Raw genomic sequence first — 14,538 nt, 5'->3', positions numbered from 1 at the left:
TAGACTATAAGCTATATATTACTAATGTCCACTCTATACTGCAAATAAAAAACCGCCCTTATGGACGGTCTTTAAAAGTTCCCTCCTTTTTCAAAGGAGGATTAGGGAAATTCTTTAAGCCACTGGTGCTAACGTAAACAACACCTGCCCTGTTTTCACCGTTTGCCCTTTCTCAATCGTAATCGTATCTACACGCATACGTTCAGGGGCAATAATCGGAATCTCAATCTTCATTGCTTCAATTACGGCCAAGGTGGCACCTTCTTCCACGATATCACCAGACTGACATTCAATTTTCCAGATTGAACCCGGCATATGTGATTCCACCGCACAACCACCTTCCGGAATAGTCACAGTTTCACCATCATCGACTGCATCCAGACTTTCAGACACGTATTCTGCCAGTCCAGCTTCATGCCAGCGACGGCGTTCCGCTTCAAAGTTCGCTTGTTGCGTTGCCTTAAACTCGCTAATGGTGTCGGCATTGTCAGTCAGGAACTGGTTGTACTCTTTCAGGTTCAACACACCTTCTTCAATACGCAGTTTCAGACGGCCTGCCTTAAAGTCCTCACGCATTTGCATGAGTTCTTCTTCAGACACTTCATAGAACTTGATCTGATCAAAGAAGCGCAGTAACCATGGTTTGCCTTGCTCGAAGTCCGCATTTTTACGGTAACGCGACCACATTTGCGTAGTACGACCGACGAACTGATAACCACCAGGGCCTTCCATACCATACACGCACATATAAGCACCACCGATCCCCACGGCATTTTCAGGGGTCCAGGTACGCGCCGGGTTATATTTAGTGGTCACCAGACGCTGACGTGGATCAAGCGGGGTTGCGACAGGTGCACCCAAATACACATCGCCTAAGCCCATCACCAAATAGCTGGCGTTATACACTACATCTTTTACTGCCTGTTTATCTTTCAGGCCATTAATACGGCGGATAAACTCGATATTGTCTGGACACCATGGTGCATCTGGACGTACGGTTTGCATATAACGTTCGGTCGCCAGTTGGGTTTGAGAATCTTCCCATGCCAATGGCAAATACACGGTACGTGATGGCACTTCCATTTCAGTCACATCAGGCAGTTCAGTTTCAGCGACTTGCAACAAACGCAACAGGTCGAGCTGATCCAGCTTGATTGAATCGAAATGGATTTGCAGCGAACGGATGCCTGGCGTCAGGTCGATAATGCCCGGAATATTCTGTTTTTGAACCCATTGCATCAAGGCATGGATACGGAAACGCAGGTTCAGATCCAGTACCAGCTCGCCATATTCCACCAGCATGTAGTTGTTACCCGCTGGACGATACACCACATCCGGCGCACCATTTTCACCTTTTAAGGTATCCAGTACGGCATTTTTCAGCGTAGCCAGTTCAGGATAGAAGGATTCATTAAATGAAACTTCCTGAGTATCCAGCGCTTCTAGTTGTGCGTGATATTTCTCATTCAACAGTTTGGCTTGGTGATAGCTGACTGGAACAAATTTCACTTTGTCACCGGCTTTGAGCTGACCCAGTTTCCACAGCTCAGAATTGATCACCACCGCTGGACAAACAAACCCCCCCAAACTTGGGCCATCTGGACCGAGAATAATTGGCATATCGCCTGTAAAGTCGATCGCACCAATCGCATACGCGTTGTCATGAATATTGGATGGATGCAGACCGGCTTCACCACCATCTTCACGTGCCCATTCCGGCTTTGGACCAATCAGGCGGATACCGGTACGGCTAGAGTTAAAGTGAATCTCAAAATTATTGGCAAAGAAGGTATCAATGTCCTTTTTGGTGAAGAAATCTGGCGCACCATGCGGGCCATACATCACCGCAATTTCCCATTCATGGCTGAATGCTGGAATTTGCTCAGGTGCCAGCGCTTTGACTTCATTGCTTGTAAATGCGGTGATTGGAAGCATATCGCCGATTAGTAAGTTACGACCGGCATGACCGCCAAACTGACCGAGGGTAAAGGTCGCTTGTGAACCCAAGTATTCAGGTACATTCAGACCACCTTTGATGCCGATATACGTCCGGCAACCGGTAGCGATCTTGCCACATTTCAGCACCTGACCTTTACGCACATTCACGGTTTGCCACATTGGCACAGCCACACCATCCAGTGTTGATGGCATATCCCCACCCGCCAGTACGATCTGGCTGTCGCAGTGGAATTTCAGTGTTGGACCTTGCAGGGTACATTCCAGACCGGCGGTATTTGGCGCATTGCCTAAAAGCTGGTTGGCGACATTGAGCGATAATGGATCAATCGCACCAGATGGTGGCACCCCCACATCCCAGTAACCGAGACGACCAGTGACATCCTGCACAGCAGTTTGGATGCCTGCTTGCAGCACTTCAATCTTCTGGGTTTTCCACTCAAAGGTATTCAGGAAACGTGTGGTTTGTGTTCCCGCCTTAAACACCTCACAGTCGATGATGTTTTGCAGATATTCCAGGTTGGTTTCGATGCCCGCCACTTGAGTTTTCGCCAGTGTATCCGTCATCGCCTGAATCGCGGCTTCCCGGTCATCTGCTGTGACAATGACTTTGGCAATCATCGGGTCATAGAAAGACGATACATTCGAACCCGTTTCTACCCAGGTTTCATTACGTGCGTTTTCATCAAACTCGACATAGGTCAGCAGACCGGCACTTGGCTGGAAGTTCTTGATCGGGTCTTCGGCATACAGGCGCACCTGAATCGAATGGCCTTTGGATTCCAGTGGCTCTGTTGGTGCAGTCCAGTCTCCGCTGGCAAGCGTCACCATCCATTCCACCAGGTCCACACCAAAGACTTGCTCCGTCACGCCATGTTCGACTTGCAGACGCGTGTTGACTTCAAGGAAGTAGAATTCTTGTGTATCGGTATCCATCACAAATTCAACCGTACCTGCTGAGCGATAATTCACTGACTGCATCAGTTGAATGGCAACATTTTGGATGTAGGCACGTTGTTCATCATTGATATGCGGTGCAGGCGTTTCCTCAATTACTTTTTGGTTACGACGTTGTACTGAACAATCACGCTCGCCGAGCGCAATCACTTGACCTTTGCCATCACCAAAAATTTGCACTTCGATATGACGGGCATTTTGCACAAATTTTTCAAGGTACAAACCAGCATCTTTAAAGTTGGCTTGGGCTAAATAAGACACGGTTGCATACGCATCTTTCAGTTCAGCTTCGTTCCAGACCAAACGCATACCGATCCCGCCACCGCCTGCAGTACTTTTTAGCATCACAGGATAACCAATACGATTAGCCTCAAGCAGTGCTTCAGCTTCATCTGCAAGCAGTTGACTGCCTGGTAATAACGGCACATTAGCTTGAATCGCAAGCTCACGTGCCGTGTGCTTTAAACCAAAAGCACGCATTTGCGCAGAGTTTGGCCCAATAAAAGCGATGCCTTGTAATTCACACAGGTCACAAAATTCAGCATTTTCTGACAAGAAGCCATAACCCGGATGAATCGCTTGTGCGCCAGTTTGTTTGGCAACTTCTAAAATTTTATCAACATTTAAATAGCTTTGGCTGGCTGGTGCTTCACCGATATACACCGCTTCATCCGCTAAAGTCACATGCAGTGAATCACGATCGGCTTCTGAGTACACTGCAACCGATTGAATACCGAGTTTTTTTAATGTACGAATCACACGACATGCAATTGCACCACGGTTGGCAATCAAAACTTTATTAAACATAACTTAAGCCTCCTCGCCTTCACGCACAACCAGCTGGATTTGTGTCGGGTTGTAGGCATTACATGGGTTGTTCAGTTGCGGACAGTTCGAGATCAGTACGATCAGGTCCATTTCTGCCTTGATTTCCACATACTTGCCAGGTGCTGAAATTCCATCATCAAATTTTAGATGTCCGTCTGAAGTCACAGGCACATTCATAAAGAAGTTGATGTTGGGACCAATGTGGCGCACGTTTAAGCCATGCTTTTTCGCCACCGGATGCTTCGCCAGCGCATACATAAAGTTGTTACGGCAGCTGTGCATTGGGTATGTGTCATGGGCATAACGGACGGTATTACTTTCACAGGAACATGCACCGCCTAAAGTGTCGTGACGGCCGCAGTTGTCATCATGGATCACGGCAATCGCACGGCCAAAGTTACTGTATAAAGTGGTGCCTTTTTCCAGATAAATCTGCTGGTTTATTGCCAGTGTATCGGTTGCGCTATAACGCTCTTCCGGATTTTCCGCAGAGATAAACAAGGTATCAACTGCCTGATTGCCTTCCAGATCGATGATACGGAAATACTGGCCTTTTTTGACTTCGCACATCCATGCTTCACCGGCAGGACAGATTTCGCTAAGAACGGTTTTTTCAAATTGTTGTAGAACTGTCATGATCATTCTCCTGCCTTAAATGTTTGAAAGTGCGTAGTAACGGGCATTGTTCTGGAATGCACGCTGATTCTGTGGACAGGAGTCACGGCAGATATCGGTTTCGCCTAAGCTATTGGCTTTAAACAAAGATAACTGGATGTCAGCTGGTTGATATTCCGCACTGTTATCCAGACCATGTGGTGCAGACGACAGGAACACCAGACAGTCCATTTCAAAGCGCATTTCAATGATTTGATCGGTATTGTCTGAAGATACATAAGACAATGCGCCGGCGTCATCTGGAGTGACTTTGGAGAATAAATTCACGGTTGCACTCAGGTCAGTCTGTCCCAAAGAGAATTTGGAGAGTTCAATGAGTAATCCGTCTAAACCGCTTTGATACATGTCATTTCGGGCATCCTGGAAGGTACGGATGCCAAACTGTTTTTCAATCTGTTCAGGACGAGATGGCCCGCAGAAAGTATCGTTCCAGCCAGCTTCATCTTTAACAATCGAAGCCATGACACGGCCTAGATCGGAATACAGCACATTACCCGCAGTCAAATACGCGGTATGCTGGCCTTTCAGGCTGTCAGGCATGTTGTAACGTTCCAGTTTGTCTTCGGCATTGACACAGAACAGGGATACATTGGCATTGGCACCGAGTGCCTTGAATTGCAGAACCGCACCTTTCTGAATGCGTCCGGACCAGTGATGCCCTCCCGGCAGGATTTCAGTCCAGAGTGTTTGATTATTGTGATAGTCGCCCATGTGCATGACCTCTCTAAGGTTTTTGTTCCAACCTCCCGGGCTTTTATCCCTCCGTGTAGCTGTGTTTTTATACAAAACAAGCCGTGAACTCTCGGTCTCAGGCGCAGTACTGTTTGAAAATGACTGCCGGAACCCTAGATCACTTTATGATGCGTAGATAAATGCAAATGACGTGCCAATTTAGTATTACGATTTTTATTATTAGTAATACTTAAAATGCTCAAAATAAGTTCATTTTAGTAATTCACTGATAAATACAGACTGGATGTGCACCCAAACTGGACTTTTTATCTCTTTCTAAAAACGGGATAATGGCGGCGAAAGAAAAATGGGTGTGACATGTTTAAAGATAAAAAGCTGGTATGTTTTGACCTGGATGGAACCTTGATTGATTCAGTGGGAATCTGGAACCAGGTCGATGCTGCCCTGATTCAGGAATTGTCGGGGATCGAAATCGGTCTGGATCAGATTCAGCAACAGCGTGACCTGCAACTGAAAGCCTTTAGACATATGCCCGATCCTTATCTGGAATATTGTGGCTATTTAAAAGAGCTATATGGTTTCAAGCCAAGTAAAGAAGAGGTTAAAAATCGCCGTTATCATATTTCACGGCATTTTCTGGATCATGTGATAGAACTCAAACCGCAAGCTGAGCTGCTGATTCAAGCCTTAAAACAGCAAGGGATACAATTGGCACTCACGACTACCACTAGTTTATTCAATGTGCAGCGTTATCAGGACAATAACCAGAAGATTAATCAGAAAATCAGTTTTGATGATGATTTTGCGATTATTTTGACTCGTGAAAATGTTGAGAATATCAAACCGCATCCAGAAGTGTATTTAAATGCGCTCCAGCATTTTGAAATTGAGGCTAAAGATTGCCTGATTGTTGAAGACTCTTTAATTGGGGTGGAAGCTGCCAACAATGCGGGAATTGATGTCGTTGCAATTTACGACCAGTATTCTGCGCATGAAATAGATCTGATCAAAGCCAAGGCAGATTATTTTGTAGAAGATTTTGCTGGTCTCATAAAATTGGTGAACTAAAAAAATGCCATGAATCCTCCCTGATCATGGCATTTTTCGTGTTATCTCTGAATTGATTAGATTAGAGCATTATTTGGCTTTTTTATAGACGGAGCCTGAACCGACCAGATTGCCAGTTTTTTCGTCAATTGCGAAATCAACGACACCTGTACCTGAATTAATCTGAAGCAGACCATTATCAGCGACTGAAGCTGGCATCGGATTTTTCTTGTCAGTTTTGCCGCTTTCTTTGTCTTTAATAGTATTGGTAATGAAATAGTTTTCACCATTTTTGGAAATCACCAGGATATTTTCCAATTTTGGATTTTCCAGTGTATTTTTCCAGTTCCCCTGATAATCTGGTGCTGGAGTTTCCGGGGTATTACACGCGGTTAACAGCAATAAAAGTGAGATGCCTGAAAAATATTTAAGATATTTCAAAACTGAGACCTTGAATGATAGAACGCGGCCATTATAAAAAGAACCTCCTTGAGGTAAACGCTTAGCTTGTAGGCGAAGCGTTTCAGCGGTAGTAAATCTGTCCCGCCTTCGTCATTTTTTGAAAATCATCTTCATATTTCATTCATAAATTCGTGTGAACTGACCACTTTTTAACAGATAAAAAAATCCTCAATAGACCATCCAAATCTATTGAGGAGTACCAAACTGGATAATAGAGAAACCTTAAAAAATTAATTTACAAGTTTGGATTTAAAGTAACGAAACACCGATTTAACTGCGTGAGTTTTTTCTGCAATTTGCTGATTCCATTCATTTGGCAGTGAGCATTTCGCCAGTCTGACCCATACAGTCGAGAACTGTTTCATAAAGCTGGCTTCGTTATAGTGAATCCCGTACTCAGCACATAAGGCTTTGATTTTTGGTGCTACTTCGGCATAACGGTTTGCTGGCATATCTGGGAACAGATGATGCTCAATCTGATGGCTTAAATTACCACTCAGAATATGCAACCAGTTCGCGCCACTGAAGTTGCTCGAACCACGGATCTGACGCAGATACCATTCCGCACGGGTTTCATTGTCGGTATTGTCCATTTCAAAAGTTTCTGCATCTTCAGTGAAATGTCCATTGAAGATCACCGCGGACGCCCATAGGCTACGAATCACATTGGCAACCGCATTCCCGGTAAATACTGGAATCGCATTTGGACCGGCAATCAGTGGGAAAAATACATAATCTTTTAGGACCTGACGGCGCATTTTTTTGCGTAAAGGCGCTGCTTCTTCCCAGACCTGTTTCCAGGTTTTAGTTTTATAGGCAATGACATCTTCCAGATGCAAACGCTGTACACCCACATACCATTCAAAGAACACCATCAACTGAATGGTTAAAGGAATATTCCAGATAAAACGTAGTTCCCACGGCTGAGATTCACTGACACGGATCAGACCATAACCGACATCGTGATCCATACCGACAATATTGGTATACGTGTGGTGAATATAATTATGCGTGTATTTCCAGTCATCCCCAGTGGAAATAGTATCCCAATCATAAGTCGAACCATTCAGACTCGGATCATTCATCCAGTCGAACTGGCCGTGCATCACGTTATGGCCAAGTTCCATATTTTCCACGATTTTCGAGATACCCAATAAGCCTGTTCCCGCTAACCAGACCGGCGGCAACCAGCCTGCAAACATCAGCATGCCACGGGAAGCAATCTCGCTATAACGTACAAAATTACGGATTTTATAAATATATTCTGCGTCTTTCTCGCCCAAATCTTCCATTACTTCACGGCGGATAGCATCAACCTTGGCACCGAACTCTTCAACCTGTTCCGGGCTTAGAAATTGAGATTTACTGTGTTTTTTAAAATCAATTTGCATATTCATGGGAGCACCTTCTTATTCGTTTAGTAATGGTTGAAATAGCTTATAAATTAATCACCACAGGACTGACGGCCTGTGAAATACAAAGTTTGATTGGAGTATTGCTGCCGTGGTCGATCTCACCCGTCAGCATGTTTTTAACTGAACCGCTGACTTTGGTACATGAGCAAGTATTACAAATGCCCATACGGCAACCATGCGCTGGACGAAGACCCGCCTGCTCTGCACTTTCCAGCAGATTAGATTCTGCCTGGAATTCCTGCTGCGATCTTAAAAACTGTACAGGCTGTGCTTTCACTTTTTCATCCATCGCAATCTGGAAATATTCAGAATGGAAGCTAGATTTCACCGCCAGTTTATCGGCAATCTTGAGTGCAGTTTTCATCATTCCCGCTGAACCACAGGCATAGATTTCACGCTGTTCAAAGTCTGGTACCAGCTTGTTTAGCAATTGCTGGCTCAGATGCTGCTTATGCTCGACTGTATTAAAATGATGATATTTCAGATGAGGATGCATTAACGCTAAGGTTTTGATCTCGGCATGAAATGCATCATCACGGGTAAAATAAATCAGATCAATTGGGTGCTGAAACTGCACGACTGCTTTTTGCAATAAGGAATAAATGGCGGTAATGCCACTGCCTGATGCTAGAAACAGAATCGGTTTAGGAGAGTTTAATAAGGTAAATTCGCCCTGTGGCTGAGACAGCTCGACCACTGCACCCAGTTGCAATAAAGTTAAGGCACGTGACACTTTACCTTGCTGCTTGACTGCAATAATCACATCGCCATTTTTTAAAATGGTCACGATAGAATAATGACGTTGATGACGTACTCCATCCAGACGCAGAGTCACCGCGATATTTTGACCGGCCTGAAATGACCCGTGGTTAAAGTTATAATTTGGACGTAACTGGATTTTGAAAAAGTCTGGGCTAACCGCCTGAATATTCACGACCGATGCTTTGACTTTTTTGAGTGCCCAGGTTGGATGGATTTTTTCACCAACAAAATCAATGAAATCTTCACGAATCCAATGCGGCTTGTAGGTTGTCATACTTGTCATTTTTATCCCCTCTATTCCGCAGACAGTATTAATGTACAACTGTCTATTTATTATGTAGTCCAGAATAAAGAATTCTGAAGCTCGCACCATGTCAATGTAGGTCAAATTATGTGCTTAGAAACCATAGTTAGACTTTTTGTAAGACAATCCTAACCAGAAAGTGCTGTAAAACTGTATGAACTGAATAAATTGCTTTTTTGGTCTGTATATTTTTAGCAAAAACATATAAAAAACTGACCTCTATATAAGAGATCAGTTTCTGTTTTAAATATTGGGTGAGTTAAAAAGGCAAAAATTTACCTTTTAAAAAAATAGCTTAACCTACGACCTGTTCCAGCAAGATAGAACCATAAAGTTCACGCAGGTCTTTTTTCAGCATCTTGCCGGTTCCACTTAACGGAATAGAATCTACAAAGATCACGCGATCCGGGATCTGCCATTTAGCGACTTTGTCCGCATAGTAATCCAGCATTTCAGCTTCACTCACATGACTCTCTGGCTTTTTAATCGCAATCAGAACGGGACGCTCATCCCATTTAGGATGCTGTGCCGCAATCACGGCAGCCATGGCAATTTCAGGATGTCCCATCGCCATATTTTCAAGATCGACTGAAGAGATCCATTCACCGCCTGACTTGATCAGATCTTTGGAACGGTCACACAGCTTCATAAAGCCATCTTCATTTAAGGTAGCAATATCTCCGGTATCAAACCAGCCATCTGCTGTGAGCGCAGATTCTTCCTTGCCAAAGTAATGATCAATGATCCAGTGCCCTTTAATCTGCAGATTGCCTATGGTTTCACCATCGCGGGCAATTTCCTGGGTTCCTTTTTCTTCATCGGTTAAACGTAAATCAACGCCAAACGGTGGACGACCTTGAGACAAGCGAATCTGCATTTTTTCTTCATCCGCTAGATCAAGATGTTTGGTTTTTAGCTGATTGGCACTACCAAGTGGACTGGTTTCAGTCATCCCCCAAGCATGAATGGTTTCGCAGTTAAACTGCTCTTTAAAGGTTTTCAGCATAGCCGGTGGACAGGCAGAACCACCGACCACATTCCGTTTCAGGCTTTCCAATTTTGAACCACTTTGCTGGGCAGCCGCAATCAGGCCTTGCCAGATCGTTGGAACACCTAAAGCCACAGATACTTTATACGTATCAATCAGATTGACCAGACTGGCTCCATCCAGGCCCGGCCCCGGCAACACCAAAGTACAACCGACCATGGCAGCGGCATATGGGGTTCCCCAGGCATTGACATGGAACATTGGCACCACCGGCAGCATGATGTCACGCGCTGCTACATTCAGGGAATCCGGCATGATGATGGCATAACTATGCAACACTGTTGAGCGATGGCTATATAAAACCCCTTTCGGATTTCCAGTCGTACCGGAGGTATAACACAGTGAACTCGCTGTATTTTCATCCAGTTCAGGCCAGTCAAATTCTGCAGATTGCTGGGCAAGCAAATCATCATAAAACTGAACTTCCGGAATGGCTTCACAAATCGACGAATCTTCAGCATCCAGACAAATATACTGTTCTACAGTTTTTAATAACGGTTTGACGGCTTTAATTAAAGGTGCAAAGGTTTTATCAAACAGCAGTATTCGATCGGCAGCATCATTGATAATAAATACCAGCTGTTCCGGAAATAACCGCGGGTTAATGGTATGGCAAATCAGTCCACTTCCCGAAATGGCATACCAAGATTCTAGATGTCGATGATTATTCCAGGCAATGGTTGCAACCCGGTCGCCGAGTGTCAGACCGAATTGCTGTAATACATTGGCAAAACGTTTCGAGTTTTCCCGGATTTCTCCCCAATTGGTCTTTTTAATGCTGGTATCGGTATTTTTAGAAATGATCTCGGTATCGGCATGATAACGACCGGCATGTTCAATCATGCTGCTGATCAGTAAGGGCTGGAACATCATATTTCCGAGCATGCTTCACTCCTTTATCCTTGTTGTTTGTCCATCTGCTATATCGTTGTTATTTCTGTATGATGCGCTGGCGAAAAGCCTGTATTCATTTTTATCATCAAACAGTCTGAATCTAGCAAGGAAATCTGACTTTGTGAGTGTCAAATTGTGACAAAGTCATAGAGTGGATGCAGAAAAAGTAGAAAATAAAACTGGTAATGTGTGGCATAAAAAAGCCCCAATTTAGATTGGGGCGATGATAGTGTTCAGGGAGAAGAGAATTTTAAAAGCCGCTCATCATAATTTTGTCTGCATTTACTACAAAGATAACGCCGAGGCAGAATAAACCAGTATAAAGTGCAAACCAGAGAATCATCTTCTTGAATGCTGCATCAGAAATACTGCTATCCGCATATTTTGGTGCTTTGTTGTCTTCTGAATTCATATGATCACCCATAGGTTGGTCTGGCGTTATGAGTTTTATTATCAGCAGACCTAAATCAACTGTATAGATACAATATTCATTTAAAAAAATATAACAGTTAGCCACTTATTTTTTTGATTTGTTATATTTTAATAACTTATTTATAATATAATTCTGATTATATTAGTACAGTTTAGATTTTATTTTCTTATGTTCAAATCTGAAAAGCTAGCCCAAAATATTCGCCAGATGATTGAAAATGGCGCATGGAAGGCGCATGACAAATTACCTTCATTACGGGAACAAACTGAACTGTCCGGCTATAGCCTGATGACGGTGCTTAATGCCTATCAGGTGCTTGAATCGCAAGGATTGGTCTATGCCAAAGATAAATCTGGCTACTATATTGCGGAGCGACCTCAAACCTATAACAGCAAAGAACCCGCGGTACAGATTGGCTTAAACTCCAAAGTTAAAATTAACTCTGTGGTATTTAATTATTTAAAGTCACTGCAAACTCCAAATATTGCACCTTTTGGTTCAGCTTTTCCAAATGCTGAACTGTTATATAACAGCCGGTTTATGCAGATTTTGACGCAGCATAGCAAAAGAAAAAGCAGTTATAGCCATCAAAATCATATGCCACCGGGTAATCAGGAATTACGCCAACTGATTGCCAATCGCTATCAGTTACAAGGTATAAACTGTACTTCGGATGACATTGTCATTACTTCTGGTGCCTTGGAAGCCCTCAATCTGTCTTTACAGGCTTTGACTCAACCGGGTGATTTTATCCTGCTCCAGCAAACCATTTTTTATGGTGCCTGGCAGGCGGCTGAACGTTTAGGCTTGCAGGTGATTACAATCCCTGAACATCCGCAGTTTGGTTTTGACCTGGAATCATTTGAACAAGCACTTAAACAGTACCCGATCAAAGTTTGCTGGCTGATGCTGAATGCACATAATCCGATTGGCTTTACGGTAAATTCAGAGATCAAGCAAAGAATTGCGGAACTGTTGAATGAATATCAGGTATATCTGATTGAAGATGATGTCTATCAGGAACTCAATTACGGCGCTCATAAACCGGTTTCCGTGAAATATTTTGATCAGCATCAACGGGTATTGCACTGCTCTTCATTTTCCAAAACCTTGGGCATGGGTGCGCGGGTCGGCTGGGTTTTCGCTGGCCCATTTTCTGATGCAATCCAGCATTTACAGCTCATGAGTACTTTGACTGTTAGTCCGCTATTACAAAATGCACTGGTCGATTTTCTGTCCCATCATCATTATGAAAAGCATTTGCGCCATTTAAGACAGCAGCTGGAAAAGTATAAGCAAAAGTTTTATCAGGAACTCAAAGCGCGTTTAGATTCAGTCTGTGAAATTTATTATTATTCCAGTGGCTATTTTCTCTGGATCAAATTGCCCGAACAGCTGGATGGACAGGTTTTATATGAACAGCTGATTCAGCACAATATTGCTATTGCACCCGCTTTGCTGTTTAAACCGGAACATACCAGCCAGAATTATATTCGCCTGAACTGTTCATTTGACTGGACCTCTGAGATAGAAAATGCTGTCAATGTGCTGGCAGAGGTGATCCTGAATCATGCAAAAAGCGTGGATTAATTCATCCACGCTTTAAGTTTCTTATGTAAATCGCTAGAGCTTAGAAACTGTAAATTGCAACGGCATTCACTCGGTTATCTTCACCTTTTGTACTGCCATTTGGTGCAGCACCCAATGCTTCACGTTCACCATAAACATATTCCAGGCCAAAACTCAGCGGTTTTGTAGGGTTATAGAACACATTGGCCCAAGCCTGCCAAAGGTCTTTGTTCACTGCTGTTAGAGTCAGACCAGGAGCAGCAAGATAGCCATTATCTTGGTCGAAATTCATATAACCATACCCTACGGTACCACGCAATTTATCATTAAACTGCTGCGTTAGACCGACTGTAATCGAGTCAAATTCACTCTGTAGAAGATCACCATTAGGAGCTCGAACTACGCCAGGATTAGCGTAAGAGACAAAGCTGCTATCACCTTTGACATGATAATAATCTGCCTTAAGACTGGTGCCTGAAACAAACTCATATTTCGCACCTAAACCCACACCCCATGCAGTTTTTTCATCTTCATTCACACGTTTTTCATGGCCCATCGCACGCGCACTAACGGTAAGATTATCTGCAAATTTGTGATTTAACCGTGCTGTTAAAGCAGGTAGACGCTGCTTAATAGAACCATCTTTTGGATCTTCTACCGCCAGTACCAGATTGGTAGCCGGGCTGAAGGTGCTGGTATGACGAACTTGTGGAGTCCGTTTAATTGAACCGCCAGCATAAACCAGTGCATCTACAGTTTCTGGAATATAGTCCGGAGTTGCAAAGTTTGACCAGGTTTGACCAATTAACCAGTCAGCATAGCTGATATAGGCATGGCGAATACGCAGGTTGTCAAAACCAGCTCCACCCAGGAAATCGACCTCAACCTTACCGCTTAAGGCATTATCCCCAGCACCCACGGGCGCTTTAAAATCCATCCCTAAACGGGTGGCTGAAAGCGTGGATTTAAACTCATCACTGCGTTCACCTGTGCCTTCAAGAGGTACTGCATTAATCTGGTTATACATACGTGTCGCTGCACCGCCCTCAGCCTGATAAGAGGCATCAGCACGGATATTACCGTATAGATTAAACTCGGCCCCACTGGCAATTTTCATCACAGGTTTGCTCGCAGGGGCTACTGCTGTATTTGCAGGTGCCGGCGTTGTCGCTACAGGTGCAGTCACAGCAGCTGTCTGAGTCTGCTGCTGTTCAATCAAGGCGCGTAGAGCTTGAACCTCCTGACGCAACTGCTCAATTTCCTGCTGATTGGACTGAGCTGGAGTTTGTGCCTGGGTAGCCAAGCTGATACCCCCTAAACTCATTGCCATCATGCTCATCAGAACCGTGCGTTTTAATGTGATTGTTTGATTATTAAATAATTGTTTCGTGTTCATCCTAAACTCACTTTTTTATTATGCGTCTCGATTCTAGCAACAGATCACCACCGCTTACGATGGCGATCTCTATCATTAGAAGTGTTTTCTTTATTAATT

At 43.9% G+C, this 14,538-nt stretch carries 11 protein-coding genes and 1 riboswitch; of the genes, 2 read left to right on the top strand and 9 right to left on the bottom strand.

What is annotated here, in order from left to right; all coding sequences use genetic code 11:
- Positions 1-114: 114 nt before the first annotated feature.
- From uca to FTU72_RS06915, 3 genes are read right to left on the bottom strand one after another with little or no spacing between them, the layout of a single operon-like run.
- The gene (gene uca, locus FTU72_RS06925; protein WP_180033686.1) at positions 115-3,720 is read right to left on the bottom strand and encodes an urea carboxylase; all 3,606 of its coding nucleotides are present in this window, start codon (positions 3,718-3,720) and stop codon (positions 115-117) included.
- A 3-nt stretch (positions 3,721-3,723) separates the two neighbouring features.
- On the bottom strand, positions 3,724-4,377 hold the full coding sequence (locus FTU72_RS06920) for an urea amidolyase associated protein UAAP2 (RefSeq protein WP_179992582.1): 654 nt from the start codon (positions 4,375-4,377) through the stop codon (positions 3,724-3,726).
- A gap of 15 nt (positions 4,378-4,392) precedes the next feature.
- Positions 4,393-5,133 carry an urea amidolyase associated protein UAAP1 gene (locus FTU72_RS06915; RefSeq protein ID WP_179992583.1) on the bottom strand — a complete coding sequence of 247 codons (741 nt, stop codon included), beginning with the start codon at positions 5,131-5,133 and terminating at the stop codon, positions 4,393-4,395.
- Between the two features lie 24 nt (positions 5,134-5,157).
- A riboswitch (guanidine-I (ykkC/yxkD leader) is annotated at positions 5,158-5,276 on the bottom strand.
- Positions 5,277-5,466: 190 nt separating this feature from the next.
- Here FTU72_RS06915 and FTU72_RS06910 point away from each other — a divergent pair.
- Complete coding sequence (locus FTU72_RS06910) at positions 5,467-6,177, top strand: HAD family phosphatase (protein ID WP_179992584.1); 711 nt, start codon at positions 5,467-5,469, stop codon at positions 6,175-6,177.
- Positions 6,178-6,246: 69 nt separating this feature from the next.
- Here FTU72_RS06910 and FTU72_RS06905 read toward each other — a convergent pair whose 3' ends face one another.
- The 5 genes from FTU72_RS06905 to FTU72_RS06885 all read right to left on the bottom strand — a co-directional run bounded on the left by FTU72_RS06905 (position 6,247) and on the right by FTU72_RS06885 (position 11,453).
- The gene (locus FTU72_RS06905; RefSeq protein WP_159122938.1) at positions 6,247-6,597 is read right to left on the bottom strand and encodes a hypothetical protein; all 351 of its coding nucleotides are present in this window, start codon (positions 6,595-6,597) and stop codon (positions 6,247-6,249) included.
- 251 nt (positions 6,598-6,848) lie between these two features.
- On the bottom strand, positions 6,849-8,015 hold the full coding sequence (locus FTU72_RS06900; RefSeq protein ID WP_179992585.1) for an acyl-CoA desaturase: 1,167 nt from the start codon (positions 8,013-8,015) through the stop codon (positions 6,849-6,851).
- Positions 8,016-8,055: 40 nt separating this feature from the next.
- Positions 8,056-9,078, bottom strand: a complete 1,023-nt coding sequence (locus tag FTU72_RS06895; protein ID WP_179992586.1) for a flavin reductase family protein — start codon at positions 9,076-9,078, stop codon at positions 8,056-8,058.
- Positions 9,079-9,394: 316 nt separating this feature from the next.
- Positions 9,395-11,032, bottom strand: coding sequence for a long-chain-fatty-acid--CoA ligase (locus FTU72_RS06890; protein WP_179992587.1), 1,638 nt, complete (start codon positions 11,030-11,032; stop codon positions 9,395-9,397).
- A gap of 259 nt (positions 11,033-11,291) precedes the next feature.
- Positions 11,292-11,453: a hypothetical protein gene (locus tag FTU72_RS06885; RefSeq protein WP_166138668.1), complete on the bottom strand. Its 162-nt coding sequence runs from the start codon at positions 11,451-11,453 to the stop codon at positions 11,292-11,294.
- Positions 11,454-11,642: 189 nt separating this feature from the next.
- Between FTU72_RS06885 and FTU72_RS06880 the strand changes: the two genes are divergently transcribed.
- Positions 11,643-13,064 carry a PLP-dependent aminotransferase family protein gene (locus FTU72_RS06880; RefSeq protein WP_180052587.1) on the top strand — a complete coding sequence of 474 codons (1,422 nt, stop codon included), beginning with the start codon at positions 11,643-11,645 and terminating at the stop codon, positions 13,062-13,064.
- A 40-nt stretch (positions 13,065-13,104) separates the two neighbouring features.
- Here the strand turns inward: FTU72_RS06880 and FTU72_RS06875 are convergent, their stop codons facing one another.
- Positions 13,105-14,439 carry a DcaP family trimeric outer membrane transporter gene (locus tag FTU72_RS06875; protein WP_179992589.1) on the bottom strand — a complete coding sequence of 445 codons (1,335 nt, stop codon included), beginning with the start codon at positions 14,437-14,439 and terminating at the stop codon, positions 13,105-13,107.
- Between the last annotated feature and the right edge of the window lie 99 nt (positions 14,440-14,538).

Source organism: Acinetobacter sp. YH12137 (assembly GCF_013418535.1).
Lineage (GTDB): Bacteria > Pseudomonadota > Gammaproteobacteria > Pseudomonadales > Moraxellaceae > Acinetobacter.
The sequence above is the reverse complement of the archived record's forward strand: the minus strand, read 5'-3'. Positions and strand labels throughout refer to the sequence as shown.

What these genes read in the sequence shown, in the direction of transcription:
- FTU72_RS06910 (WP_179992584.1), top strand. Translation starts at nt 5,467, where the DNA reads ATGTTTAAAGATAAAAAGCTGGTATGTTTTGACCTGGATGGAACCTTG.
- FTU72_RS06915 (WP_179992583.1), bottom strand. Translation starts at nt 5,133, where the DNA reads ATGCACATGGGCGACTATCACAATAATCAAACACTCTGGACTGAAATC.
- FTU72_RS06890 (WP_179992587.1), bottom strand. Translation starts at nt 11,032, where the DNA reads ATGCTCGGAAATATGATGTTCCAGCCCTTACTGATCAGCAGCATGATT.
- FTU72_RS06880 (WP_180052587.1), top strand. Translation starts at nt 11,643, where the DNA reads ATGTTCAAATCTGAAAAGCTAGCCCAAAATATTCGCCAGATGATTGAA.
- FTU72_RS06900 (WP_179992585.1), bottom strand. Translation starts at nt 8,015, where the DNA reads ATGAATATGCAAATTGATTTTAAAAAACACAGTAAATCTCAATTTCTA.
- FTU72_RS06920 (WP_179992582.1), bottom strand. Translation starts at nt 4,377, where the DNA reads ATGACAGTTCTACAACAATTTGAAAAAACCGTTCTTAGCGAAATCTGT.
- FTU72_RS06875 (WP_179992589.1), bottom strand. Translation starts at nt 14,439, where the DNA reads ATGAACACGAAACAATTATTTAATAATCAAACAATCACATTAAAACGC.
- FTU72_RS06895 (WP_179992586.1), bottom strand. Translation starts at nt 9,078, where the DNA reads ATGACAAGTATGACAACCTACAAGCCGCATTGGATTCGTGAAGATTTC.
- FTU72_RS06885 (WP_166138668.1), bottom strand. Translation starts at nt 11,453, where the DNA reads ATGAATTCAGAAGACAACAAAGCACCAAAATATGCGGATAGCAGTATT.
- uca (WP_180033686.1), bottom strand. Translation starts at nt 3,720, where the DNA reads ATGTTTAATAAAGTTTTGATTGCCAACCGTGGTGCAATTGCATGTCGT.